Below are 26,218 nucleotides of genomic sequence, written 5' to 3'. Positions count from 1 at the left end.
GGGTCGGGCTTCTGCCTTTGCGCGCGACAATCCGTCGCCGAGCCCGGGATTACCGGGAAGTAACTGTCCTGACCCCCGGCAAGGCTGGTACCGCGCCTGAAAAGGATCGGGCCCTGTCGGCCTGCTCCACGTCCGGGGTGCCCGATATGACTTCCATCCGCTTCCTGCTGCTGGTCGGCACGGCCCTGGCCACCACGTCCGGTGCTGCCTTCGCCCAGATGCCGGCCCAGACGCCGGCCCCGACGCCCGCCCAGAATCCGGCCCCGACTCCGGCACCCGCTCCGGCCCAAACCCCGGCTCCGGCTCCGGCTCAGGCCCCGCAGGCGCAGGCGCAGGCCCCGGCCGCGGAGTCCGAAAAGCCCGCCGAGGCTGCGTCGCTTGATGAGGTGGTCGTCACCGCCCGCCCCAATGACATCCGCACCTCCAGCGAGGGCACCAGCTACAGCCTCGCCAACGATCTCCAGGCCCAGACCGGCACCCTGGCCGAGGCCCTGCGCAACATTCCCTCGGTCGAGGTCGATCCCGACGGCAATGTCAGCCTGCGCGGCGATGCCAATGTCACCATCCTGGTCGACGGCCGGCCGGCCAGCCAGTTCAACGGACCCAGCCGGGGCCAGCTGCTGCAGCAGATTCCGGCCGCCCAGTATGCCCGGATCGAAATCCTGACCAATCCGTCCGCCGCCTACAGCCCCGAGGGCTCGGGCGGGGTGATCAATCTGATCTCCAAGCCGACCACGGTCCGCCCCGGCCAGACCACGACCGGCTCGCTGCGCGCCAATATCGGCGACACCGGCCGCTACAATGTCGGCGGCAGCCTGTCGCATGTGAACGGCCCGACGACCCTGTCCGCCGATTTCGGCGTGCGCCACGACGCCTATCTGCAGGAGCTCGAGCGGCTGCGGACGCGGTTCGACGCCGGGTCCGGCCGGTTTCTCGAGGCCCGGCAGAGCCAGACTGTCGAGGGCGATTCCGACAGCGTCTTCATCCGTCTGGCGGCCGAGCACAATCTGGACGCCAAGACCCAGCTGACCGGCGACGTGCGCCATACGGACGTCGACAGCTTCGCCGACAGTCTCGACCTGTATGAGGCGGATGCCGCCGGCGGCGGCATCGCCTCGGCCTATCGCCGCCTCTCCGGCGGCGGTTTCCAGGGCCAGTTCTCCGGCGCGAGCGCGCGCGTCCTGCGCCGGTTCGACGCGGCGGGCCATGAATGGTCCAATGAGCTGCGCTACGACCGCAACCGCTTCGGTGTCGACCTCGCCACCCGGGCCGACCGGCTGATCCCGGTGGCGTCTCCCTTCAGCGAGTTTCTGAGCAACCAGAACCGCCAGGACCAGATCGGCTTCACCAGCGCCTATGTCCGGCCCATGGCCGACGGCGGCCGCCTGCGGCTGGGCTATGAGCGTCAGGCCCTGACCCTCGAACAGGACAACCTCTTCGCCCGCGGGCCGACCCCGGCGAACCTGGTCCCCGACCCCGTCGTGTCCAATGAGTTCCACCTCGATCAGACGGTGCACGCCGTCTATGCGACCCTGGAGCGGCCGTTCGGCGAGAAGCTGACCGCCCAGTTCGGCCTGCGCCTCGAACAGGCCGACCTGGAGCTGGACCAGATCACCACCGGCCTGCGGTCGTCGCAGGACTATTTCCGCGCCTATCCGACCCTGAACGTCTCCTGGCAGCTGGACGACACCCAGACCCTGCGGGCCAGCTATGGCCGCCGGATCCAGCGTCCGGGCCCGGGCGACCTCAACCCCTTCCTGACCTATCAGGACGATCTGAACCGCCGCTCCGGCAATCCGAACCTCCTGCCGCAGGAGACGGACGCGCTGGAGCTGATCTGGGGCTATCGCCAGCAGCAGACCTTCTACCAGGCCACCGTCTACTACCGGGACACCCGCGACGCCTTCACCCCGGTCACGACCGATCTCGGCGGCGGCGTCTTCCTGACCCGGCCCGAGAACCTCGGGGCCAGCACCTCGACCGGCCTTGAACTGGTGGCCAGCGGTGCCCTGCACCCGACCCTGCGCTACAACGCCAGTCTCAACCTCTTCCGCCAGCAGATCGACGCCGCCGGCCTGGTCGGCACGGTCGACAGCGAGGGCGAAAGCGTCGCCGGCCGCCTGACCCTGAACTGGACCCCGACGCCGGAAGACTTCCTGCAGGTGTCCGGCATCTGGGGCGGCGAGCAGTTGCTGGCCCAGGGCAGCCGGGAACAGTCCACCCTCGTCAATCTCGGCTATCGTCGCAAACTGAGCGACGCCTGGTCCCTCAATGTGACGGTCCGGGATGTGTTCGACGATTTCGGCTCCACCACCACCCTGACCACCCCGACCTTCACCGACCAGGCCGACCAGGTGTTCGGCGGTCGCGCGGCCTTCATCGGCCTGACGTGGAATTTCGGTGGCGGCCAGCGGCGTCCGGAACAGTTCGACTTCTCGGCCCCGACCACCGGCGGGTGATCCCGCCGGCTTCGGCCGGCCGCCCACCCCCTTGCGTGATGTTTCGGTCACACCCACCTGAGTCGCAGCCGCACGGCGCGTTGCTTGCATCAGAGGGCGCGACGGCGGAGTCCGCCATCAGGGGATAGCCAAGTGAATCTCGACCTCTATTCCGACCGCGCCAAACAGGCCGTCCAGTCCGCCCAGTCGCTGGCCCTCGCCCGGCGGCATCAGCAGTTCGCGCCTGAACACCTGCTCAAGGTGCTGCTGGAGGAGCGCGACGGCCTCGCCCGCAATCTGATCACCGCCGCCGGCGGCGACCCTGCCAAGGCCGAGACCGCGACCGAAACCGCCCTGAAGAAGCGCGCCCAGGTCACCGGCGGCAACGGCCAGATCTATCTCGACGGCGACACCGCCCGCGTCTTCGCCTCTGCCGAGGAAGCCTCGAAAAAGGCCGGCGACGCCTTCGTCACCACCGAACGCCTGCTCAGCGCCATCGCGCGGGAGGGCGGGGTCGCCGCCGAAGTCCTGAAATCCGTCGGTGCCACCCCCGCCGCCCTTGATGCCGCCATCGCCGAGGTCCGCAAGGGCAAGACTGCCGACAGCGCCGGGGCGGAGGACGCCTATGACGCCCTGAAACGCTATGCCCGCGACCTGACCCTGGCCGCCCGCGACGGCAAGATCGACCCCGTTATCGGCCGCGACGAGGAGATCCGCCGCACCATCCAGGTCCTCGCCCGCCGCACCAAGAACAACCCCGTCCTGATCGGCGAGCCCGGCGTCGGCAAGACCGCCATCGTCGAAGGCCTGGCGCTCCGCATCGTCAACGGCGACGTGCCGGAGAGCCTGCGCGACAAGACCGTCATGGCCCTCGACATGGGCTCCCTGATCGCCGGCGCCAAATACCGCGGCGAGTTCGAGGAGCGGCTCAAGGCCGTGCTGGCCGAGGTCACCGCCGCCGAGGGCGGCATCATCCTGTTCATCGACGAGATGCACACCCTGGTCGGCGCCGGAAAGGGCGACGGGGCCATGGATGCCTCCAACCTGCTCAAGCCCGCCCTCGCGCGCGGCGAGCTGCACTGCGTCGGCGCCACCACCCTCGATGAGTACCGCAAACACGTCGAGAAGGACGCGGCCCTGGCCCGCCGCTTCCAGCCCGTCTTCATCGAGGAGCCCAGCGTCGAGGACACCGTCTCCATCCTGCGCGGCATCAAGGAGAAGTACGAGGTCCACCACGGGGTGCGCATCTCCGACAGCGCCATCGTCGCCGCCGCGACCCTCTCGCACCGCTACATCACCGACCGCTTCCTGCCCGACAAGGCGATCGATCTGATCGACGAGGCCGGCAGCCGCGTCCGTATGGCCGTCGATTCCAAGCCCGAGGCGCTGGACGAGATCGACCGCCGTCTGGTCCAGCTCAAGATCGAGCGCGAGGCCCTGAAGAAGGAGACCGATGCCGCGTCCGGTGCCCGGCTCGAAAAGCTGGAGGACGAGATCGCCGACCTCGAGGGCCAGTCCGACGACCTGACCAACCGCTGGAAGTCCGAGAAGGAAAAGGTCGGCGCCGGCGCCCAGCTGCGCGAAACCCTCGACCGGCTGCGCGCCGAACTGATCGCCGTCCAGCGCGCCGGCGACCTCGGCCGCGCCTCCGAGATCGCCTACGGCCAGATCCCCCAGATCGAGAAACAGCTCGCCGACGCCGAGGCCGCCGAGGCCGACCAAAAAAATGGAAAAGGGCCCGGCCCCCTGACGCCCGAGGTCGTCGACGCCGAACAGATCGCCCAGGTCGTCTCCCGCTGGACCGGGGTCCCCGTCGACAAGATGCTGGAGGGCGAGCGCGAGAAGCTGCTGGCCATGGAGGACGCCCTGCGCCGCCGCGTCGTCGGTCAGGACGAGGCCCTGACCGCCGTCGCCGACGCCGTTCGCCGCGCCCGCGCCGGCCTCAACGACCCCAACCGCCCGCTGGGCAGCTTCCTCTTCCTCGGCCCCACCGGCGTCGGCAAGACCGAGCTGACCAAGGCGCTGGCCGCCTTCCTGTTCGACGACGAGGCCGCCATCACCCGGATGGACATGTCCGAATATATGGAGAAGCACAGCGTCTCCCGCCTGATCGGCGCTCCGCCCGGATATGTCGGCTATGACGAGGGTGGTGCCCTGACAGAAGCTGTCCGTAGACGCCCCTATCAGGTCGTCCTGTTCGACGAGGTCGAAAAGGCCCACCCCGACGTCTTCAACGTCCTGCTCCAGGTGCTCGACGACGGCCGCCTGACCGACGGCCAGGGCCGCGTCATCGACTTCAAGAATACCCTGATCATCATGACCTCCAACCTGGGGTCAGAGGCGCTGGCCAACCAGGGCGAAGGCGACGACGTCGAAGCGGTGCGCCCCTATGTCATGGACCAGGTCCGCGGCCATTTCCGCCCCGAGTTCCTGAACCGCATCGACGAGATCATCCTCTTCCGCCGCCTCGGCCGCGACCAGATGGCCGGCATCGTCCGCATACAGATGGCCCGGTTCGAAAAACTCCTCGCCGACCGACGCCTGACCCTGTCCCTCGACGACAGCGCCTACGCCTGGCTCGCCGACAAGGGCTACGACCCGGTCTATGGCGCGCGCCCGCTCAAGCGCGTGATCCAGAAGGACCTGGTCGACCCGATCGCGAAGAAGCTGCTGGCGGGTGAGATCGAGGACGGGAGCGTGATTGCGGTGTCAGCGGGGGAGGGTGGGCTGGAGATCGGCAAAGCCCGCGTCCACTAACCCCCCCTTTCGTCATCCCGGGGCAAGCGGCGAAGCCGCGCAGACCCCGGGACCCAGCGGCGCGCGCGAGCGCGACCCTGTCGGGAGCGCCGCTGCTGAAACACCGTGCGTGGACAAGTCGCCTTCGGCGCCGCTGGGTCCCGGGGTCTCGCTGCGCTCGCTCCCGGGATGACGAAAGGGGACGAGACGGATAGGTTCATGCACGGGACGCACCGTACTGCATCACCACAGAGGGGATCACGGCCATGACGACCCGCATCCTGATTGTCGCCCTGGCCATCGCCTGGGTTGTTGCCCTCGCTGGCCTCGTCTGGATGATGACCCTGGCGCAGTTGCGGCCCTACCACGCGCTGCTCCTACTGATCCATCTGAACCTGGTGATGATGGCGTGCACGGTGCTGTCAGTCGTCTCGGCCGCGATCGGGATCCTCAGCCTGCGCGCCGACGCGCGGCCCCGCCTGTGGATCGGCGTCGGCGGCGCCTTCGGCTGGGGCGCTCTGGGCGGCCTTTACGGCGCGGCGGGCGCACAGAGCGGGCTGATCAATATGAACCCGCCGATCCCCTTCGCCATTTACTCGCAGTTCTACGCCGAGGCCCTTATCGTCCTACTCGTCGGCCTGACCGGCGCGCTCCTCTGTCTCGGCCTGCTCAGCCGTCGAAGGTCCCGCCAGCTCTGACGACTACCTCTCCGCCCCCCTTTCGTCATCCCGGCGAAGGCCCGGATGACGAAAGGAAAACAAACGTATAGGTTGCTTTCATGGGAACGCATCGCACCTTCATCGCGACCTATATGATGGCCAATCGCCCCAACGGCGCGATCTACACCGGCATGACCGCCAACCTCACGGCGCGGGTCTGGAAGCACCGAACCGGTATTCTGGACGGGTTCACCAAACGGTACGGTTGCACCGGGCTTGTCTGGTTCCAGCGCTTTGACTGGGTGACGGAGGCCATCCGGCGGGAGAAGCAGATCAAGGAATGGAAGCGCGACTGGAAGCTCAGGCTGATCGAGGAAGCAAACCCCGACTGGCGCGACCTCGCCGCCGACTGGTTCCCCACCAACGACCCGAACTGGACCCCGCCCGAGGAGCCGGACTGATGCCTCAAGGCCCTCTCCACGGCCTGCCCCTGTCCAATCCCGCCCGCCTGAGCCACAGTGACCGCCATGAACCAGCCTGCCGCTGACCGTCCGCCGCTGTTCGCCCGCCGGCGCGACCGCCGGGGGCGGTTGCGGTCCGGTCCGCCGATCTGGGACATCCGCACCTGGAAGCTGCTGTTTTCCGCCGCCGGCCTGCCCGCCTTTGTCCTGCTCGCGCTTTGCGGTGCCGTGTTCGTCGCCCAGATGGCCGATGGGGGTCCGGCGCCGTGGGGCGTCTCGGGTCCGGCCCTCGCCGAGGGGCGTTGGTACACCCTGGCCACGCACATGGTCTCGCATGGCGGGCTGACCCATCTGCTGTTGAACGCCAGCGTCCTGCTGCCGCTGACGCCGCTGGCGATGGTGCGGCTGGGGGTCGGGCCTGCCGGCTGGAGGCGGTTCGCGGTGCTCTTTGTGGGCTCGGCCCTCGCCGGCGCGGCGCTGTACCTCGCCCTCAACCCGGAGGGGCTCCCGATGGTCGGCGCCTCGGGGGCGATCTTCGGCCTGTGGGGCGCGGTCGCCCGGATCGGTCCTGACGGGGGCATGATCCCGCTGCGGTCGCGGCGGATTCGCGACGAGGTGCTGCTGGTCGTCTGGCTCAATCTGGCGACGGTGGGACTCGTCTACGCCATCAACCAGGCGGAGGGCGGCGGCCCCTCCGTAGCGTGGGAAGGGCACGTCGGCGGCTTCCTGTTCGGCCTGTTCGCCATGCCCTGGCTGGCACCGCCCACGCCGCCGCCCGCGCACTACTGATCCCGACCCGCCCCCGCTTGACGTCGCGACCCTCCGCCCCACACCCTCCGCCCAATGAAACGCGCGCCCGCTCTTCTCATCGTCGCCGCCGTCGCCTTCGCGGCTTCCGCCGGAACCTGCGCCTGGCTCATGAGCCGCTACATGCCGGGCTTCTCTGCCGCGCAGATGTTCATGAGCGCGGACCCGGTCGCCAAACTGGTCATGATGTTCATCCTGCAGCTCCTGTTCGGCGCGCTGGTGTTCGGGGTGATCGGTCTTCTCGCGCGCCGCACCGCCGGTGCCATGGGCCTGCTGCTCAAGCTCGCGGCAACCCTCTCCGCGACCCTCGGCCTGCTCGCCGCCCTGTACGGCTGGATGAACATCCAGACGGCCATCCGCCACGTCGGCCCCGTCTCGTTCGAGGTTGTCGCGCCGTCCTACGCCGAGACCCTGCTGGCCCTGTCGGTCGGCCTGTTCGGTGCCCTGGTCGCCCTCGGCCTCCGCGCCCTGATCGGTCGCCGACACAGGATGTAGCCGGGTTCGGGCAGGCGACCTTTCCGCCCCCGATCATCCCGCCCTTTCGAACCCCCGACCGTGCCTTCCCGCCCCCTCAAACGCGGCCGCAGAATTTATTTGCCATCCCCCCACCGGCATCCGGCTAGACTCTGATCGTCGGCACCCCGCGTGCCCGTGCCGACGCCTGTCCGGTCTTTGACAATCCGATCCATCTCCGCCCGGCCGCCCCAGGTCCGGTGCATAACCCGCAAGGCCCGAGGGGCGAGAAGACAGCTTTTCGCATTTTCCGGAGGGAAGGCGCCTTCCCGACCCTCGCTTCCGCAAAGCCGCAAGCCGCCGACCTGTTCACTCGCGTTTCGCGAATGAACACCGGCCGTCATTCGCGAACGGCAGCCGCCCGAACCTGCAAACGACATGGCGGCGCGCCCGGCGGCGCATCACGGTCCGTCCATCGAAACGGCCCGGTCTTCGGGCTGCTCATACGAAGGACCGCCGCCATGATCCGCCTCGCCGCCACCGCAACCGCCGCCGCCCTGCTGCTCACCGCCGCCCCGGCCCTCGCCCAGACCGCCGACAGCAAGGTCGTCCTGACCTTCGAGACCGGCGCGCGCACCGGCCAGGTCATGGTGGCCCTGTATGACTCCGCCGCCGCCTTCGACGGCGGCTCATCCAGCCCCGTCGCCGCCACCGCCATCCCGGCCTCCGGCCCCGTCGTCGCCACCTTCGGGAACCTGCCCGCCGGCGACTATGCGGTGAAGGCGTTCCATGACGTCAACGGCGACGGCCAGATGAACACCAACCCCTTCGGCATACCGACCGAGCCCTATGCCTTCTCCAACAACGCCGTCGGCAATATGGGCCCTGCCCGCTGGGACCGCGCCCATTTCGCCGTCTCCGGCGAGACCGCCCAGACCATCAGCATCAGGTAGCCGGCGGCCTAACGCTCGCCGCGCGGCGGCTCGCTGCTTGAGGCCGCGCCGTAACTCATCAGGAGACTTTAAGATGCACGCTTCCCGCCGAAACTTCCTGATGGGTGCGGCCGCCCTGTCAGCCGCCGTGGTCACCCCCGAGACCGTCCGCGCCATGGCCGCCATGCAGGCCGCCGCCGACTGGGCCCTGGCCACCGCCGACCTCGAGGCGGATGTCGCGCCCCGGGCCATGCGGCTGGTCCACGGCCGCGCGCCGGCCGGCCTGACCGGCACCCTGTTCCGCAACGGCCCCGGCAAATTCCGGCGCCCGGGCGGCTCGGCCACCCACTGGTTCGACGGCGACGGCCTGATGCGGGCCTTCCGCGTCCATGAGGGTCAGGTCACCTTCGAGGCCCGGTTCGCCGACACCCCCAAACGCCGCTGGGAGACCGAGATCGACGCCGTCGTCACCCCCGGTTTCGGCACCGCCGGCGACGCCCGCGCCCGCATCGGCTCCAACGATGACGCCAATGCCGCCAATACCGCGGTCATGGTCGCCGGCGACGAGGTCTGGGCCCTGTGGGAGGCCGGTTCGCCCATGGCCATGTCCGCCTCCGACCTGTCGACCAGGCGGTTCGTGACCCTGCGCGATGACCTCAAGGGTATGCCCTTCCAGGCCCACCCCCGCTACGACCCCGACGGCACGGTCTGGAACATCGGCCTGAACGGCGACAAGGCCGTCGTCTGGCACCTGAACGCCGACCGCAGCCTGCGCACGGCCGCGGTCATCGACCTGCCGCGCGCCAGCTATATGCACGACTTCACCGCCACGGCCCGGCACCTGATCCTCGTACTGCAGCCCTGGGTCTTCGACCACCGCGGCATGCCCTACGCCAGCCAGTTCGCCTGGAGGCCGGAGCTGGGCACCCGGGTGCTGGTCATCGACAAGGCCGACCTGTCGCGCCGCCGGATCTTCGAGCTGCCGGCCTTCAGCTATTTCCACCTCGGCGACGCCTGGGAGGATGGCTCGGGCACGATCCGCTTCGACGTCGCCGCCGCCAGGGATGTGGACTTCGCCATCGACGGGGCCCGCATCCTGGTCGAACAGCGCGGTGTGGTGCCGGGCGAGCATGCGGTGCTCAACCTCATCACCCTGCATACGGACGGTCGCGCGGAAATGGTCGCCTCGGGCATCACCGCCGAATTCCCGAAGAGCGATCCGCGCCGCGCCGGCCTGCCGCGCCGCCTCACCGCCCATGTCGCCGGAGAACGCCCCGACCGGCCCCTGCCCAATGGCCTCGCCACCTGGGACTGGGACACCGGCCGGTCCGACCGCTTCCTGTTCGGCGACAGCCAGATCGTGGAGGAGGCCGTGTTCGTGCCCAAGCCGGGCGCGACCGCCGAGGCCGACGCCTGGCTGGTCGCCCCCTCGATCAATCTGGCGGAGGGCGTGACCGAACTGCACGCCTTCGAAGCCGCCCGCGTCGCCGACGGCCCGGTCGCCAGCTGGCGCGCCGACGTCGCCCTTCCGGCCGGTTTCCACGGTGTCTGGGCAGGCTAGGGTGCGGACCTCAATACCAGCCGGCTTCGCGCAAGGCCTTGGCATAGCGCCGGCTGACCGGGGCCTCGATCCCGCCCTGCAGGGTCAGGGTCGCCCGGCCGTCGCCGCGACTGACGTCCCGCACGGCGTCCCGGGCGACCCACCAACTGCGGTGCGTCTGGGCCCCCTCCAGTCCCTCCAGCTCGGTCAGGGCGTCGGACAGCCGCATCAGGATCAGGTCCGATCCGCGGTCGGTATGGATGCGCAGATAGTGGTCCTCGGACTGGACCGCCCGAATGGCCGCACCCTTGAGCTTGAACGGCAGCCGGTCGATAAACCGCGCCGGCTTCGCCCCGGGCAAGGCCGCATGCGTCTGGACCGGTGTCCGCGCGAGGAAGACGTTAAGGGCGCTGATCGTCCCCGTTACCACGAGCACCGGCCCGATGAAGTTCGGCAGTCTCGCCAGATCGACCGACCGGTCCTGATCGAAGAACCAGCCGGTAAAGGCCCAGACCAGGAACACCAGTGGTCCGGACATCACCAGGGTCAGGGCCACGACCGCCGTCAGCGGCCGCCGATCCATGTCGACATACCGCTCGACCAGCAGGGAGCACAGATGCCCCCAGAGCGAGCCAAGCAGCATGAGCGGCAGCCAGTAGCCCAGCCGGAACAGCAGGGACGTCCCGCTCATGCCGAACGCCTCGGTCAGGGCCAGCAGCAGGCCGGCGGCCAGCGCCACAACGAGGCCGCGCAGAAGCCCGCGATCGATGGAGATGCGCACGACATCCTGTGCCGGCTCGCTCGCGCTCATGCTGGACGGCCCCCTGTCCGCGTGGTCTGTCAGACTGCCTTGAGACCACGAAACGGGTCGGGATTGAAGCGCGGATCTGTCACGGACAAACGACCGACCCTTCGACCAGGACACACCCAATGGAGCCCCGCGTGACCCGCCAGAGACCCGCCGCCTTCGCCACCTTTCCCGCGCGCCGCCTGTGGCTGCTCGCCGCCGTCGCGGGCGGCACCGGTCTGGCGCTGGCGGTCGCATCGACCGCCGCCCATGCCCCAGACTGGGCCCTGCTCGCCCGCCAGCCGTGGGTGATCCGGCTCCACATCTCCGCCGCCCTGGCCGCCCTGTTGCTCGGGACGGTCCAGCTGGTGGGGATCAAGGGCACGGGCGTCCACCGGCTGATCGGCTGGAGCTGGGTTGTGGCCATGTTCACCGTCGCGGTCAGCTCCCTGTTCATCCGCCAGATCAACCCGGGTTCCTTCTCCCTGATCCACCTGCTGAGCGGCTGGACCCTGATCGCCCTGCCCATGGCGCTGTTCGCCGTCCGCCGGGGCCGGATCGCCAGTCATGCCCGCGGCATGACCTGGACCTTCATCGGCGGCCTGATCGTCGCCGGGGCCTTCACCTTCCTCCCGGGCCGTCTGATGTGGGCCGTGTTCTTCGGCTAGACCGGGCGCGGACCGCAGACCGCCCGGAACCCTGCCGCCGCGAACCGCACCATATAGTCGCCGGCCGTCTCCAGATCGCCGGACCGGCACAGGCCACCGGACAGCCGGTCCAGCCGCCCCGTCTCACCCAGCGTCAGCGTCAGCGCGCCCGACAGGTTGTGATAGGCCCAGTAAAGATCGACCTCGCGGGCATCCGGCAGGACCCGCTTGATCAGCTCGATCAGCCGCCGGATCGCCGGATCATAGTAGCGGGCCATGGTCTCGCCGCCGAAGGTCGGATTGGCGTTCGTCTGGGCGACCAGGGCCGAATAGTGTTTCCAGCCCGGCCCACCCTTCATCGACCACTGGAACGGCGGCCGGAGAAACGCCTCGAACAGGCCTTCCAGCGTCATCGCATCGCCCATTTCGTTGGCATAGCGGTTGATCCCGTCGACCCGCTCATTGTTCCAGACCTCGGCCCGCCGCAGGAAGACCGCGTCGAACAGCTCTCGCTTGGCCCCGAAATAGTAGTGGACCAGGGCCGTATCCACGCCCGCTTCCCGCGCCACCTCGCGAATCGTGACGCCATAGAAGCCGTGTTTGGAGAACAGGTCCTCGGCGGCGTCGAGGATCAGGTCCCGCGTGTCGGCGCCACCACCGGCCCGGGCCTTGGGCGGGCGGCCCCGTTTTGCGGTCGGCACTTCGAGCTTGGTCATGGTGGCGAAGCTAGGCCGCATCGCCCTCGCTGTGCAACGGCGCCACAGGTCGGACCGCCGGTGATGGATGCGACGAGGCGTCGTTTGACAGGCGACTGAAAACGATTAGGTTCCTTAAAATCATTGAACGCTGAATAAAAGCGTCATCGGGTCGGAAATCACAGGACTGGGGCTACCATGAACCGCTATGTAAAGACCGCCTTGCTCGCCGGAGCCGCCTGGAGCGCGCTCTCCACCTTCGCCGTGGCCCAGGATGCGCCTGCGGCACAGTCAGCCGCTCTCGATGACGTCATCGTAACCGCTCGCCGGACCGAAGAGTCCGCACAGCGCACGCCGCTGTCGCTGAGCGCCTTCTCGGGCGAATCCCTCAACCAGGCCGGCGCGACCCAGACCACCGATCTGCAAGGTCTGGTGCCGAACCTGAACATCGTCCAGGGCCGCGCCTCGTCCAACTCGACCAACATCTACATCCGCGGCGTGGGCCAGCCCGACGCCCTGCAGACCTTCGATCCTGCCGTCGGCGTCTATATCGATGACGTCTATTACAGCCGCATCCGCGGCACCCAGTTCGACCTGCTTGATCTGGAGCGCGTCGAGGTCCTGCGCGGACCCCAGGGCACCCTTTACGGCAAGAACACCATCGGCGGTGCGCTGAAGCTGGTCTCGCGCCGGCCGGGCCAGGAATTCCGCGCCCGCGGCTCGGTCGCCTATGGCAGCTACAACATGATGGACGTCCAGGGGTCGGTCTCGGGTCCGATCAGCGACTCCCTCGCCCTGGGCTTCTCGGCCCTGCACTCCTCGCGCGACGGCTATGTCTCCAATCCGGTCACGGGTGCCGAGTACAACGACAAGAACACCAACGCCTTCCGCGCCGCCCTGGCCTGGGACCCTTCGGATAATCTCCGCGTCGATCTGATCGCCGACTATTCGAATGACGACGCCGGCCTGACGGTCGGCCAGTCGCAGAACAGCCTGATCGGCTCCAGTGGTCAGACCATCGTGGCGGTGACATCGCCGCCGCCGCCCTGGAATTTCCAGGCGGTGGTTGATCCGACCCTGCCGAACGAGACCCGGCTGGAATCGCGCGGCGTGTCGCTGAACGCCGCCTTTGACCTCAGCGACGCCCTGACGATCCGGTCCATCACCGGCTATCGCAGGCTCAATACGGACGACTATATCGACTTCGACGGCACGCCGCGCGAAGTGTCGAGCGCTCTCGTCGCTGTGGATCAGGACCAGTTCAGTCAGGAACTGCAGGCGACGTTCGAGTCCGGCCCGATCACCGCCGTCGGCGGCCTCTACTACCTGCAGGAAAACATCGACTCGCATCAGGAAGCCTATGCCGATGACCTTCTCGGCCCGGCCTTCCTCAACTCGACCTTTACCCGGACGGTCGATGACACGCTCGAGACCACGTCCAAGGCCGCCTACGGCAACCTGACCTGGGCTCTGTCAGACCGCTTCCGCGTTTCGGGCGGCGTTCGTTACACCGAGGAAGACAAGGACTACGACCGCACCACCTCGACCTTCTTCGGCGCCCTGCCGGCGTTCAACGCGACCTTCCCGTTCCTCCCGCCGGTCGCCAACTTTACCGACACCTCCTACATGGCGTCGGCGGACTACCAGGCCACCGAAAACGTCATGCTCTACGCCCGCTTCTCGCAGGGCTTCAAATCGGGCGGCTACAACGGCCGGGCGAACTCGACCGCCGAAGCCACGCAGTATGATCCGGAGACGGCTGACAGCTATGAAGTCGGCTTCAAATCCACCCTGTACGACAGCCGCGTACGCCTGAATGTGGCGGCCTTCACCACCGACTACAAGAATTTCCAGGCGCGCGTTTCCGGTCTGGATATCGACCCGATCACCAACCTGCCGGCCGCGAAGCTCAGCGTCATCAACGCCGGTGCGATGGCCATTTCCGGCCTCGAGGTCGACGCGGCCTGGCAAGTCACCGACGCCTTTACGTTCGATACGCAGATCGGACTGCTGGATGCCGAATATGACGTGTTCGCCGACGCCCGCTTTACCGCGACGGGCGGCAGCCGTGCCTTCCAGACCCCGGCCTTCGCGCCGAGGCTTACGGCGCGTTACGGCCTGACCTATGTGGCCGAGATGCCCGGCGGCGGGGACGTCACCTTCGGCGGCGTTGCCAAATTCCGCAGCCGTATGGCGCTTGCCGTCGACAACACCGCGACCAACAGCCAGGCCCAGCTGCCCGGCATGTTCCAGGACGAATACTGGTTGTTCGATGCCCGGGTTGTCATGAACGACGCCTCGGGTCGCTACAGCCTGGGCGTCTACGGCCAGAACCTGCTCAATGAGGTCTACAAAACCGATGCGCAGGAATTTTCGTCGGTCGGCCAGATCCGCACCGCCTATTTCGGTGCGCCTCAAACCATCATGGTCAAGCTGACAGCCCGCTACTGATCGTCTGAAGCCTGATCGCATCTGATCCAGGGCGGCGGTTCATCGGAGCCGCCGCCCTTTTTCTTTGGCGCTGCCGGAAAGCAAGGCTACCGTTCCGTCCAACAAGAAGACCAGTCGAGGGAAACGCCATGAGCATGACGGAGCAGGGCATCGGGCCCGCCGCCAATCCGGCCTATCGCGCCTATGTGCTGGCGCTGCTGATGGTGGTCTACACCTTCAACTTCATTGACCGGCAGATCCTCGCCATCCTGGCCCCCTACATCCAGGCCGAGATGGGCTTTGATGACGAGATGATGGGGCTGCTGGGCGGCCCGGCCTTCGCCGTCGTCTATTCCACCCTGGCCCTGCCCATCGCCTGGCTGGCCGACCGGATGAGCCGCGTATCGATCATCGGGGTCTCGCTGGCGGTGTGGAGCGGGTTCACGGCCCTGTGTGGTCTGGCCACCAGTTTCTGGCCGCTGTTCGGGGCCCGCATGGGTGTCGGCGTCGGCGAGGCGGGCGGGGTCGCGCCGTCCTATTCCCTGGTGGCGGACTATTTCCCCAAGGCGCAGCGGGCCCGCGCCCTGGCGGTCTATTCCTTCGGCGTCCCGATCGGCACGGCGTTGGGATACCTGTTCGGCGGGATCCTGGCGGCCCTGATCGACTGGCGCATGGCCTTTATCGTCGTCGGCCTTACCGGGGTGCTGCTCGCGCCCCTCCTGAAATTCACGGTCAAGGATCCGGTCCGGGGTGGCTTTGACCGCGCTGAACCGGTCGCCGGCGAGGCCGAAGTGGCCCACGTCCCGACCAAGGCCGCCGGCTTCGGCGAGGTCTGGGGTGTCCTGCTGAAGAAGCCCAGCTTCTGGTTCCTGGCCTTCGGGGCGGCCTGTTCCTCGGTTTACGGCTACGGCTCGGCCTTCTGGTTGCCCAGCTTCTTCGAGCGCTCGCTGGGCATGGCCGGGGTCGAACGCGCCGTCTATATCGCGGGCATCGCCTTCATCGGCGGCACCGTCGGCATCTGGTTCGGCGGCTGGCTCGCCGACAAGCTCGGCAAGGGCGTGAACAGGGCCTGGTATCCGCTGGTCCCGGCGATCGGCTTCCTCATCGCCGTGCCGCTGTTCTTCCTGGCCATGAACGTCCACGACAAATGGCTGGCCTTTGTGCTGTTCCTGATTCCTCAGGCGCTCAGCCTGGCGTGGCTGGGGCCCGTGATCACGGCCGTGCAGCATCTGGTGCCGTCGCATATGCGTTCGACCGCCTCGGCCAGCTTCCTGCTGATCAACAATCTCGTCGGCATCGGTCTCGGCATCTATCTGCTGGGAGCCGTGTCCAAGGCCCTGACGCCGATCTTCGCCGAGGAGGCGCTGCGCTATTCGCTCTATGTCGGACAGTGGTTCTATGCCCTGGCCGCCATCCTTCTGATCATCTCGGCGCGGAGCCTGAAGAAGGACTGGGTGGATTGATCGCAGGGTGACGGTTGCGCCTGCGAAGGCGCAGCCCCTATAAGCGCCGCAACTCCTCCCAGCAGTCCGGCGGCGCCTCCCCATGAACATCCACGAATACCAGGCCAAACAGGTCCTGAAGGGCTTTGGCGCACCGGTCGCCGAAGGCGTCGCCATCACCTCGGCCGACCAGGCCGAGGCGGCGGCCCGGCAACTGCCCGGCCCGCTGTATGTGGTGAAGTCGCAGATCCACGCCGGTGGCCGCGGCAAGGGCAAGTTCAAGGAACTGCCCGCTGATGCCAAGGGCGGTGTCCGCCTGGCCTTCTCGATCGAGGATGTGGTCAGGAACGCCCGCGAAATGCTGGGCAACACCCTGGTCACCGCCCAGACCGGCCCTGCCGGCAAACAGGTCAACCGCCTCTATATCGAGGACGGTGCCGACATTGAGCGAGAACTCTATTGCTCGCTGCTGGTTGATCGCGCGACGGGCCGGGTGTCCTTCGTGGTCTCGACCGAGGGCGGCATGGACATCGAGGCGGTCGCCCACGACACGCCCGAGAAGATCCTGACAATCGACATCCATCCGGAAGCCGGCGTCACCGCCGCCAATGTTGCCGAGATCAACACCGCCTACGGCCTGACCGGCGATGCGGCGAAGGACGGCGAGAGCCTGTTCCCGATTCTCTACAAGGCCTTCGTCGAGAAGGACATGGCGATGCTGGAGGTCAATCCGCTGATCGTCATGAAGGACGGTCATCTGCGGGTGCTGGACGCCAAGGTCAGCTTCGACGGCAATGCCCTGTTCCGCCACGAGGACATGAAGGCGCTGCGCGACGAGACCGAGGAAGACGCCAAGGAGATCGAGGCCTCGGAATGGGACCTCGCCTATGTCGCGCTGGACGGCAATATCGGCTGTATGGTCAACGGTGCCGGCCTGGCCATGGCGACGATGGACATCATCAAGCTGTACGGCAAGGAGCCCGCCAATTTCTGCGACGTCGGCGGCGGTGCCTCGAAAGAAAAGGTCGCGGCGGCGTTCAAGATCATCACCGCCGACCCGGCCGTCCAGGGCATTCTGGTCAACATCTTCGGCGGCATCATGAAGTGCGACGTCATCGCCGAGGGTGTGGTCGCGGCCGTGAAGGAAGTGGGCCTGAAGGTGCCGCTGGTCGTCCGCCTCGAAGGCACCAATGTCACCGAGGGCAAGCGCATCCTCAACGAATCGGGCCTCGCCATCACCGCCGCCGATGACCTCGACGACGCCGCCCAGAAGATCGTCGCGGCGGTGGGGTAATGCTGAGAGGTCTGTGCCTATCGCTGGCGATGGTTGGCGTGGCGGCGGCCACACCGTCAGCGGCCCAACCATTCGATACCTTCAAGAGATTTTGTCTTGAAACGGGAGGCGTGCCGGAAAGCGCGGTCAGCGCGCTTAATCAGGCCGGATGGGAAACAGACCCGCGTGCGGGAAACCTGCCGGCTGATTCGTCCGTCACCGTGATGAGCGATCCCGCGACCGGCACGCCACCTTCGGAAATGGTGATGGTGGGCATCATTGCTTCCCCGACCGGTCTGTCGATGCCGGTCTGCTCGGTCATGGGGCCAGCCGTCGAGGCCGAACTCGAAGAGCAGGTGACTGGCTGGGCCGGTTTCGCGCCCGCGCGCTCGGCCCAAGGCGGGACCTCGTGGATATACTCCGGCGGCCCCGATCAAGTGACGCCCCAGCTTGATCTCGTGGACGCCGACGATGCCAAGCTTCAGGCTGCGGCGAGATCACGCGGCACAATCCACGCCATCCAGGTTCGTACTGCCCGAGCCGGACCATTCCTTTTCCTTTCCAGCGTGGCTCCAGAGGCCACGACACTCCCGACGCACTGAAAGCTGATCATGTCCATCCTCGTCGACAAGAACACCAAGGTCATCGTCCAGGGCCTGACCGGCAAGACCGGCGGCTTCCACACCGAACAGGCGCTCGCCTATTTCGGCACCCAGATGGTCGGCGGCGTCCATCCGGCCAAGGGTGGCCAGACCTGGACCGGCTCGCATGGCGAGACCCTGCCGATCTACGCCTCGGTCGGCGAAGCGAAAGAGGCCACCGGCGCGACCGCCTCGGTCATCTATGTCCCGCCGGCGGGTGCTGCGGACGCCATCATCGAGGCCATCGAGGCCGAAGTGCCCTTCATCACCTGCATCACCGAGGGCATTCCGGTGCTGGACATGGTGCGGGTCAAGGCGCGGCTGGACCGGTCGAACTCCCGCCTGCTGGGCCCCAACTGCCCCGGCATCCTGACCCCGGAAGAGTGCAAGATCGGCATCATGCCGGGCTCGATCTTCAAGAAGGGCAATGTCGGCATCGTCTCGCGTTCCGGCACCCTGACCTATGAGGCGGTGTTCCAGACCTCGAACGAGGGTCTCGGCCAGACCACGGCCGTCGGCATCGGCGGCGACCCGGTCAAGGGCACGGAATTCATCGATGTGCTGGAGCTGTTCCTCGCCGACCCCGCTACCCAGTCGATCGTCATGATCGGCGAGATCGGCGGCGGGGCCGAGGAAGACGCCGCCCAGTTCCTGATCGACGAGGCGAAGAAGGGCCGCTCCAAGCCCATGGTCGGCTTCATCGCCGGTGTCACCGCGCCCAAGGGCCGGACCATGGGCCACGCGGGCGCTGTCGTCTCGGGCGGCAAGGGCGATGCGGAGTCCAAGATCGCTGCCATGCAGACCGCGGGCATCCGCGTCTCGCCGTCGCCCGCGCGTCTGGGCAAGACGCTGGTGGAAGTACTCAAGGGCTAGACCGCGTCTGCCCGTCCGGCCCCGTCAGACCGGGGTCAGGCCCGGGTATGGCGGTCCGGAACACACCTGATTTTGTCCCGGCAGCGGGACACCGGGCGTACGAATTTCACCCGATTCAGGCGAATTTTGCCCTTTTCGCCCCCATTCGGTCATGACCCATAAGGAAACACCGCCTATATCAGCGGTGCCGGTTGCGCGCAGGCGTGCGCGCGCCGCCTCAGGGACGTGACGAGAACAATGGCGGACGATGCCGGTCGGCTGAACCAGGTCTTTGCCGAGACCAGCTTCCTGTATGGCTCCAACGCCTCGTTCATCGAGGATTTGCACGAGAAATGGGCCGCCGATCCGGCGTCTGTCTCGGGCGAATGGCGCGCCTTCTTCGACCAGCTCCGGGACAATGCCGAGAGTGTGAAGGCCTCGGGCGCCGCCGGTGCCTGGGGTCGCCCGGTTACGACCGAGCCGACCGAGGCGACAGGCGTGTTCGACGGCCGTTGGCCCGCTCCGAAGGCCGATCCGAAAAAGCCGGGTGCCGCCGCCGCCGCCCCTGCGCCGGCCGCCGCTCCGGACGCCGCCGTCCTGGCAGAGGCCGTCCGCACCGCCGCTCATGATTCGATCCGGGCGCTGATGCTGATCCGCAGCTATCGCGTTCGCGGTCACCTGCAGGCCAGTCTCGACCCGCTGGGCATTGAGCAACCGCCCAGCAATCCGGAACTGACCCCCGAATTCTACGGCTTCAGCGAGGCCGACCTCGACCGGCCGATCTTCCTCGACGGCGTTCTGGGCTTCCAGACCGGCACCATCCGCGAGGTCCTCGCGCTGCTGAAGCGCACCTACTGCGGCACGCTCGGCATCCAGTTCATGCATATCGCCGAGCCGGAAGAGAAGACCTGGCTGCAGGCGCGTTTCGAGGGTGCGGACACCTTCGCCCAGAACGGCTTCACCCGTGAGGGCAAGCTGGCCATCCTCTACAAGCTGATCGAGGCCGAGGGTTTCGAACGCTTCCTGCACAAACGCTTCCCCGGCACCAAGCGGTTCGGCCTGGACGGCGGCGAGGCCATGGTCCCGGCGCTGGAGCAGATCATCAAGCGCGGCGGTGCCCTGAGCGTCGACGAGATCGTGCTGGGCATGGCCCACCGCGGGCGGCTGAACACCCTGGCGGCGGTGATGGGCAAGCCCTATCGCGCCATCTTCCACGAATTCCAGGGCGGCTCGACCGTCCCCTCGGACATTGAGGGCTCGGGCGACGTCAAATACCACATGGGGGCCTCGTCGGACCGGTCGTTCGACGGCAACAACGTCCACCTGTCCCTGACCGCCAACCCGTCACACCTCGAGATCGTCAATCCGGTGGTGCTGGGCAAGGCGCGGGCGAAACAGGCCTTTGATATTCGCGCCGCCAATGCCGGCCGGCCCGAGGAGACCTGGGCCCTCGACCGCTCCAAGGTCATGCCCCTGCTGATCCACGGCGATGCCGCCTTCGCGGGTCAGGGCGTGGTGGCCGAATGCTTCGCCCTGATGGGGCTGAAGGGTTACCGCACCGGCGGGACGATGCATTTCGTCGTCAACAACCAGATCGGCTTCACGACCAGCCCGCGGAACAGCCGCTCCTCGCCCTATCCGTCGGACGTGGCCCTGATGGTCCAGGCCCCGATCTTCCACGTCAACGGCGACGATCCGGAAGCGGTGGTCTTCGCCGCCAAGGTGGCGACGGAGTTCCGGCAGAAATTCCACAAGGATGTGGTGGTGGACATGTTCTGCTACCGCCGCTTCGGCCACAACGAGGGTGACGACCCGACCTTCACCCAGCCGCTGATGTATTCGAAGATCCGCGCCCTGAAGTCGACGCGCGAGATCTATTCCGAGCGGCTGATCACTGAAGGCGTGATCGACCAGGCCGCCGTCGACGCCGAAGTGGCCCGGTTCGAGGCCTTCCTCGACGCCGAGTTCGAGGCCGGCAAGACCTTCGTGGCGCAGAAGGCCGACTGGATGGACGGCCAGTGGCAGGGCATCGGCCAACCGGACGGCGAGGAGCGCCGCGGCGAAACCTCGGTCCCGGCGGCGAAGCTGGCCGACCTCGGCCACAGGCTGACGACGATTCCCAACTCGGTCGACATGCACAAGACGCTGAAACGCGTCATCGACGGCCGTCGCGAGATGATCACGACCGGTGAGAACATCGACTGGGCCACGGCCGAGAGCCTGGCCTTCGGCTCGCTGCTGGACGAGGGTTTCCCGGTCCGTCTGTCGGGCCAGGATTCGGTTCGCGGCACCTTCTCCCAGCGCCACTCGGGCATTATCGACCAGACCACCGAGGCCCGCTACGTCCCGCTGAACAACATCCGCGACGGCCAGGCCGAGTTCGAGGTCATCGACTCCGCCCTGTCGGAAGAGGCCGTCCTCGGCTTCGAATACGGCTACGCCCTGACCGACCCCAATACCCTGGTGATGTGGGAGGCCCAGTTCGGCGATTTCGTGAACGGGGCCCAGGTGGTGATCGACCAGTTCATCAGTTCGGGTGAGCGCAAATGGCTGCGAATGTGCGGCCTGACCATGCTGCTGCCGCATGGCTACGAAGGGCAGGGACCGGAACACTCCTCGGCCCGTCTCGAGCGCTTCCTGCAGGCCTGCGCCGAGGACAATATGCAGGTCGCCAACTGTTCGACCCCGGCCAACTATTTCCACATCCTGCGTCGCCAGATGCACCGGCCGTTCCGCAAGCCGCTGATCATCATGACGCCCAAGAGCCTGCTGCGGCACAAGAAGGCGGTCTCGAGCCTCGCCGAACTGGCCGAGGGCAGCTCCTTCCACCGCGTGCTGCACGACGATGCCGAGCGTCGTCCCGACGTTGCCAGGATCACGATCAAGCCGGACGCCGACATCCGCCGCGTCATCCTCTGCTCGGGCAAGGTCTATTATGACCTGCTGGAGCGGCGCGAGCGCGAAGGGATCGACGACATCTATCTGATGCGTCTGGAGCAGTTCTATCCCTGGCCGATGAAGTCGCTGCTGACCGAACTGGGACGCTTCCCCAACGCCGAACTGGTCTGGTGCCAGGAAGAGCCCAAGAACATGGGCGGCTGGACCTTCGTCGATCCCTGGCTGGAGCTGACGCTCGAGAAGCTGTCGGTGAAATCGAAGCGCGCCCGCTATGTCGGTCGCCCGGCCTCCGCCTCGACCGCCGCCGGCCTGATGAGCCGGCACCTGAAAGAACTCGACGCCTTCCTGACTGAAGCCTTCGCCTGATTCCGCCCCGGACCGCGGCTGTGCCGTTTCCGGGATGACCAAAGAACGAACCTGAGAGAGCCCGTCCCATGGCCGATATCCTGACCCCCGCCCTCGGCGAATCCGTCTCCGAAGCCACGATCGGCAAGTGGACGAAGAAGGCCGGCGACGCCGTGAAGAAGGACGAGGTCCTGGTCGAGCTGGAAACCGACAAGGTCTCGCTGGAAGTGGTCGCGCCGTCGGACGGCGTCCTGACCGAGATCCGCGCCGCCGACGGCGCGACCGTGACCCCGGGTGCCGTTCTGGGCGTGATCAGCGAGGGAGCGTCCGCCGCTTCCGCCGACGACGCTCCCAAGGCTGAAGCGCCGAAGGCCGCGCCGGCCGCCGAAGTGCCTCCCGCCGCACCGGCCGCACCGGCCGCTCCGGTCGCTACCCCGGGCGGTGATGTTCCGATCATGACCCCCACCATGGGCGAGAGCGTCGCCGAGGGCACGATGGGGACCTGGCTGAAGAAGTCCGGCGACACCGTCGCCAAGGATGAAATGCTGGTCGAGATCGAGACCGACAAGGTCGCGGTCGAGGTGTCGGCCCCCGTCGCCGGCGTCCTGACCATAGCCGCCGAAGCTGGGTCCAGCGTCACCCCGGGCCAGCAGATCGGCTCTATCGCCGCTTCGGGTGAGGGCACCAGCCCGGCTCCGGCTCCGGCTCAGGCCGCCGCCGCGCCCGCCGCTGCTCCGGCCTCCGACGCCCCGCACCTGTCGCCCGCCGTCCAGCGCGTGGTGACCGAGAACAACCTCGACCCCAAGACCATCGCCGCCACCGGCCCCAAGGGCAACATCACCAAGGCCGACGCCGTGAACGCCATCTCCGCCGCCCCCGCTGCTCCCGCCGCCGCTCCGGCCCCCACCGCGGCACCGGCCGCCCCGCGCGCCGACCAGCCGCGTGAGGAGCGGGTCAAGATGACCCGCCTGCGCCAGACCATCGCGCGCCGCCTGAAGGAATCGCAGAACACCGCCGCCCAGCTGACCACCTTCAACGAGGTGGACATGACCAATGTCATGGCCCTGCGGAACCAGTACAAGGAGGTGTTCGAGAAGCGCCACGGTGTGAAGCTGGGCTTCATGTCCTTCTTCACCAAGGCCGTGGTCGCGGCCCTGAAGGAGATCCCGGCGGTCAATGCCGAGATCGACGGCACGGACATCATCTACAAGAACCACTATGACATCGGCGTCGCCGTCGGCACTGAAAAGGGCCTGGTCGTGCCGGTCCTGCGGGACGCCGACCATCTGTCGCTGGCCGGGATCGAAAAGGGCATTGCCGCCCTCGGCAGGGCCGCCCGTGACGGCGCCCTGACCCTCGATCAGCTCCAGGGCGGCACCTTCACCATCACCAACGGCGGCACCTATGGCTCGCTGATGTCGACACCGATCCTGAATGCTCCGCAGTCGGGCATTCTGGGCATGCACAACATCGTCCAGCGCCCGATGGCGGTGGACGGTCAGGTGGTGATCCGGCCGATGATGTATCTGGCCCTCAGCTACGATCACCGCATCGTCGACGGCAAGGAGGCGGTGACCTTCCTCGTCCGCGTCAAGGAACTGCTGGAAGACCCGGCGCGGGCGCTGCTGGACCTCTGACCGTGACGGAGGCCGCCGACGTTCTGGAAGTCGCGCGGTTCTCGACGATACCCGAAGCGGAACTCGCGGCCTCCTTCCTGCAGCAGCAGGGCGTTCGCGCCTGGCTGCCCGACCGCGACATGGCGACCATGAACCCCGACCTTCTGATCGCTCTCGGCGGCGTGCGGGTCGCCACGACAACCGCCCAGATCGTCGAGGCGCGCGCAATCATTGCCCGCATGCGCGCCGGAGAATTCGTCGATGGGTCTGACGAGACCGGCGACTGGTTGATCGATCATACGCCGGGCATGGTCGGCGACCTCCACGATCACGAAATCAGCGGCGTCATGGGCCGGGCGAAGAAGACCGGCGCGGTCGTGGTCGTCCTGGCCTTCGTCGTCTTCCCTGTTGCAGGCTGCATCGTTACGGCCCTGGGCGGCTGACCCGTGATTGCAGGGTGGCTGCCCCCGTGTTAGTATCTACATCTTGTAGATACGGAAATCGAGATGGCCGATCCCAAGGGTGGCGTCGCCGAGACCGCCAAAATCTTCACCCACGGCGGTAGCCAGGCCGTTCGTCTGCCCAAGGCATTCCGTTTCGAGGGCAAGGAGGTTCGCATCCGTCGGGATGGTGACGCGGTCGTCCTTGAACCCGTGGATCCGAAGGAACCTCGCCCACGGACGCCGGAGGAATGGGCGGCCTTCTGGGCGAAGATGGACGCCCTGTGCGATGAGCCCTTTCCGGAGCTTCCCCCACGGGTCATTTCAGAGCCGGTCGAGCCCTGGTGACCCTGTGTCTCGATACAAACACGGTCATCGACATCGTCCGTGGACGGTCTGAGCCGGTTCGCGCGGCCTGGGCCAGGGCCTGCGGGAGTGGCGTACCGATGGTCGTTCCCACTATCGTGCTTCACGAACTGGAAGTCGGCGTGGTTCTGAGTGCGCGCCCGGAGGTCCAAAGAACCCGATTGAACGGCGTCCTGCTCGGCTGTCAGGTCATGGATTTCGATGATCGGGATGCGGTCGAGGCGGGTCGTCTGCGCGCCCGATTGCAGGTCGACGGTCGGCCCATTGGAGCCATGGACATCCTGATCGCGGGTCAGGCGCTGGCGCGGGGCTGGACGGTCGTTACCCGGAACGTGAGGCATTTCAGCCAGGTTGAAGGGCTGCCGATCATCGACTGGTCGGTGGGTTCCGATCCCCTGTCGATGGAGGCGATCAGGTCGCGCGTGGAGGCTACGGACTGAAGGTTCCGCAAGGGGCGTGGTTCAGTTTGCCGGGGACCGCGGGCGGCCCCTGCCAAGCCGACCCAGCACCTCATCCGTATCCGCCCCCAGCGCCGGCGGTGCCCGGTCGTAGGCGACGGGCGTCAGCGACATCCGGATCGGCGAGGCCACGGTCCGCACCGGCCCGGACAGGTCGGCGCGGTCCTGCGTCACCTCCAGTCCGCGATACCTGGCCTGCGGCTCGTCGAACACCTGATCGATCGTATTGACGGGGCCGCAGGGCACGCCCGCCGCCTCCAGCGCCGACATCAGGCCGTGCATGGTCAGTCCCGCCGTCAGGGCCGACAGCTCGGCGGTCATCACGGCGCGATGCTCGATCCGCAGGGCGTTGGTCAGGAAGCGCGGGTCCGCGCCCATGCCGCCCGCGCCCAGGGCGCCGCACAGCGCCCGAAACTGGCTGTCGTTACCAACCGCGATGACCACCATACCGTCCGTGCACGGAAAAGGCTGATAGGGCGCGAGGTTCGGATGCGCATTGCCCATCCGCGTCGGCGCCTTGCCCGAGACGAACCAATTGGTCGCCTGATTGGCCAGCATGGCGGCCTGGACGTCGAACAGGGCGATGTCGATATGCTGGCCTTGTCCCGTCGCCCGGGCATGCAGCAGGGCGGCCATGATGGCGTTGGAGGCATACAGGCCCGTGAACAGGTCGACGACGGCGACCCCGACCTTCATCGGCTCGGCCCCGGCCGCGCCGTCGGGCTGGCCGGTGATCGACATCAGCCCGCCCATGGCCTGGATCATATAGTCATAGCCGGCGCGGTGGGCGTCCGGTCCGTCCTGACCGAAGCCGGTGATCGAGCAATAGACCAGCTTCGGATTGATCGCCGACAGGGCGGCGTGGTCGAGGCCGTATTTCTTCAGCCCACCCGTCTTGAAGTTTTCCACCACCACATCGCAGGTCTTGCTCAGCTCACGGACGATCTCCGCACCTTCAGGCGAGGCGAGGTCCAGTTCGACCGACTTCTTGCCCCGGTTGGCACACAGGAAATAGGCGGCGTCGCCCTTTGAGCCGTCGGTTTTCGTCGTGAACGGCGGGCCCCAGGCGCGGGTGTCGTCGCCGACGCCGGGCCGCTCGATCTTGATCACCTCGGCCCCGAGATCGGCCAGCATCTGCGTCGCCCACGGCCCGGCCAGCACGCGCGACAGGTCGAGGACACGAACGCCGGAGAGGGGGCCATTGGGCGCGAGGGGCGAGGGGCGAGGGTCGAGGGAGGCTCGATCTACGGTCGAATTCATGTGCGGGTGGTCCGCGTCGCGGTCAGCCTGGCTTCACCCCTC

22 protein-coding genes are annotated in these 26,218 nt (G+C 67.4%); 19 read left to right on the top strand and 3 right to left on the bottom strand.

Annotated features, from left to right (window positions below):
* The first annotated feature begins 146 nt into the window (after positions 1-146).
* From Q0053_RS07770 to Q0053_RS07735, 8 genes are all read left to right on the top strand, one after another.
* Positions 147-2,459, top strand: coding sequence for a TonB-dependent receptor (locus tag Q0053_RS07770; RefSeq protein ID WP_298098356.1), 2,313 nt, complete (start codon positions 147-149; stop codon positions 2,457-2,459).
* A gap of 132 nt (positions 2,460-2,591) precedes the next feature.
* Positions 2,592-5,195, top strand: a complete 2,604-nt coding sequence (gene clpB / locus Q0053_RS07765) for an ATP-dependent chaperone ClpB (RefSeq protein WP_298098353.1) — start codon at positions 2,592-2,594, stop codon at positions 5,193-5,195.
* Between the two features lie 245 nt (positions 5,196-5,440).
* Entirely contained in the window at positions 5,441-5,872 is a 432-nt protein-coding gene (locus Q0053_RS07760) for a hypothetical protein (protein WP_298098350.1), read from the top strand.
* Between the two features lie 80 nt (positions 5,873-5,952).
* The gene (locus Q0053_RS07755; RefSeq protein ID WP_298098347.1) at positions 5,953-6,294 is read left to right on the top strand and encodes a GIY-YIG nuclease family protein; all 342 of its coding nucleotides are present in this window, start codon (positions 5,953-5,955) and stop codon (positions 6,292-6,294) included.
* Between the two features lie 66 nt (positions 6,295-6,360).
* A complete protein-coding gene (locus tag Q0053_RS07750; RefSeq protein WP_298098344.1) occupies positions 6,361-7,083 on the top strand; it encodes a rhomboid family intramembrane serine protease in 723 nt (240 codons plus the stop codon).
* 54 nt (positions 7,084-7,137) lie between these two features.
* Positions 7,138-7,596: a hypothetical protein gene (locus tag Q0053_RS07745; RefSeq protein ID WP_298098341.1), complete on the top strand. Its 459-nt coding sequence runs from the start codon at positions 7,138-7,140 to the stop codon at positions 7,594-7,596.
* A gap of 479 nt (positions 7,597-8,075) precedes the next feature.
* Entirely contained in the window at positions 8,076-8,507 is a 432-nt protein-coding gene (locus tag Q0053_RS07740) for a DUF2141 domain-containing protein (protein ID WP_298098338.1), read from the top strand.
* A gap of 73 nt (positions 8,508-8,580) precedes the next feature.
* Entirely contained in the window at positions 8,581-10,047 is a 1,467-nt protein-coding gene (locus Q0053_RS07735) for a carotenoid oxygenase family protein (RefSeq protein WP_298098335.1), read from the top strand.
* Positions 10,048-10,057: 10 nt separating this feature from the next.
* Here the strand turns inward: Q0053_RS07735 and Q0053_RS07730 are convergent, their stop codons facing one another.
* Positions 10,058-10,837, bottom strand: a complete 780-nt coding sequence (locus Q0053_RS07730) for a LytTR family DNA-binding domain-containing protein (RefSeq protein ID WP_298098332.1) — start codon at positions 10,835-10,837, stop codon at positions 10,058-10,060.
* Positions 10,838-10,968: 131 nt separating this feature from the next.
* Between Q0053_RS07730 and Q0053_RS07725 the strand changes: the two genes are divergently transcribed.
* Positions 10,969-11,481: a DUF2306 domain-containing protein gene (locus Q0053_RS07725; RefSeq protein WP_298098329.1), complete on the top strand. Its 513-nt coding sequence runs from the start codon at positions 10,969-10,971 to the stop codon at positions 11,479-11,481.
* Here the strand turns inward: Q0053_RS07725 and Q0053_RS07720 are convergent.
* The gene (locus Q0053_RS07720) at positions 11,478-12,176 is read right to left on the bottom strand and encodes a TetR/AcrR family transcriptional regulator (RefSeq protein ID WP_298098295.1); all 699 of its coding nucleotides are present in this window, start codon (positions 12,174-12,176) and stop codon (positions 11,478-11,480) included. The genes Q0053_RS07725 and Q0053_RS07720 overlap by 4 nt on opposite strands.
* Positions 12,177-12,353: 177 nt before the next feature.
* Here Q0053_RS07720 and Q0053_RS07715 point away from each other — a divergent pair, with 177 nt between their 5' ends.
* The 10 genes from Q0053_RS07715 to Q0053_RS07670 all read left to right on the top strand — a co-directional run bounded on the left by Q0053_RS07715 (position 12,354) and on the right by Q0053_RS07670 (position 24,898).
* Positions 12,354-14,606, top strand: a complete 2,253-nt coding sequence (locus Q0053_RS07715; RefSeq protein WP_298098292.1) for a TonB-dependent receptor — start codon at positions 12,354-12,356, stop codon at positions 14,604-14,606.
* Between the two features lie 128 nt (positions 14,607-14,734).
* Positions 14,735-16,048, top strand: a complete 1,314-nt coding sequence (locus Q0053_RS07710) for an MFS transporter (RefSeq protein WP_298098289.1) — start codon at positions 14,735-14,737, stop codon at positions 16,046-16,048.
* An 82-nt stretch (positions 16,049-16,130) separates the two neighbouring features.
* On the top strand, positions 16,131-17,321 hold the full coding sequence (gene sucC, locus Q0053_RS07705) for an ADP-forming succinate--CoA ligase subunit beta (RefSeq protein WP_298098286.1): 1,191 nt from the start codon (positions 16,131-16,133) through the stop codon (positions 17,319-17,321).
* Entirely contained in the window at positions 17,321-17,902 is a 582-nt protein-coding gene (locus tag Q0053_RS07700; RefSeq protein ID WP_298098283.1) for a hypothetical protein, read from the top strand. Before sucC ends, Q0053_RS07700 begins: the two co-directional genes overlap by 1 nt.
* A gap of 9 nt (positions 17,903-17,911) precedes the next feature.
* On the top strand, positions 17,912-18,814 hold the full coding sequence (gene sucD, locus Q0053_RS07695) for a succinate--CoA ligase subunit alpha (protein ID WP_298098281.1): 903 nt from the start codon (positions 17,912-17,914) through the stop codon (positions 18,812-18,814).
* 237 nt (positions 18,815-19,051) lie between these two features.
* Positions 19,052-22,057: a 2-oxoglutarate dehydrogenase E1 component gene (locus Q0053_RS07690; RefSeq protein ID WP_298098278.1), complete on the top strand. Its 3,006-nt coding sequence runs from the start codon at positions 19,052-19,054 to the stop codon at positions 22,055-22,057.
* Between the two features lie 68 nt (positions 22,058-22,125).
* On the top strand, positions 22,126-23,673 hold the full coding sequence (gene odhB, locus Q0053_RS07685) for a 2-oxoglutarate dehydrogenase complex dihydrolipoyllysine-residue succinyltransferase (RefSeq protein ID WP_298098275.1): 1,548 nt from the start codon (positions 22,126-22,128) through the stop codon (positions 23,671-23,673).
* A 2-nt stretch (positions 23,674-23,675) separates the two neighbouring features.
* Positions 23,676-24,095 (top strand): hypothetical protein, encoded by a 420-nt coding sequence (locus Q0053_RS07680; protein ID WP_298098272.1) that lies wholly within the window; start codon positions 23,676-23,678, stop codon positions 24,093-24,095.
* Positions 24,096-24,158: 63 nt separating this feature from the next.
* Positions 24,159-24,440, top strand: coding sequence for an AbrB/MazE/SpoVT family DNA-binding domain-containing protein (locus Q0053_RS07675; RefSeq protein WP_298098270.1), 282 nt, complete (start codon positions 24,159-24,161; stop codon positions 24,438-24,440).
* Complete coding sequence (locus tag Q0053_RS07670) at positions 24,437-24,898, top strand: type II toxin-antitoxin system VapC family toxin (RefSeq protein ID WP_298098267.1); 462 nt, start codon at positions 24,437-24,439, stop codon at positions 24,896-24,898. Before Q0053_RS07675 ends, Q0053_RS07670 begins: the two co-directional genes overlap by 4 nt.
* Positions 24,899-24,919: 21 nt before the next feature.
* Here Q0053_RS07670 and Q0053_RS07665 read toward each other — a convergent pair whose 3' ends face one another.
* Positions 24,920-26,176: a CaiB/BaiF CoA-transferase family protein gene (locus Q0053_RS07665; RefSeq protein ID WP_298098264.1), complete on the bottom strand. Its 1,257-nt coding sequence runs from the start codon at positions 26,174-26,176 to the stop codon at positions 24,920-24,922.
* Between the last annotated feature and the right edge of the window lie 42 nt (positions 26,177-26,218).

The sequence above is a fragment of the Brevundimonas sp. genome, assembly GCF_027487935.1.
Lineage (GTDB): Bacteria > Pseudomonadota > Alphaproteobacteria > Caulobacterales > Caulobacteraceae > Brevundimonas.
Note: the sequence above shows the minus strand (reverse complement) of the source record. Positions and strands in the feature narration are given on the sequence as shown.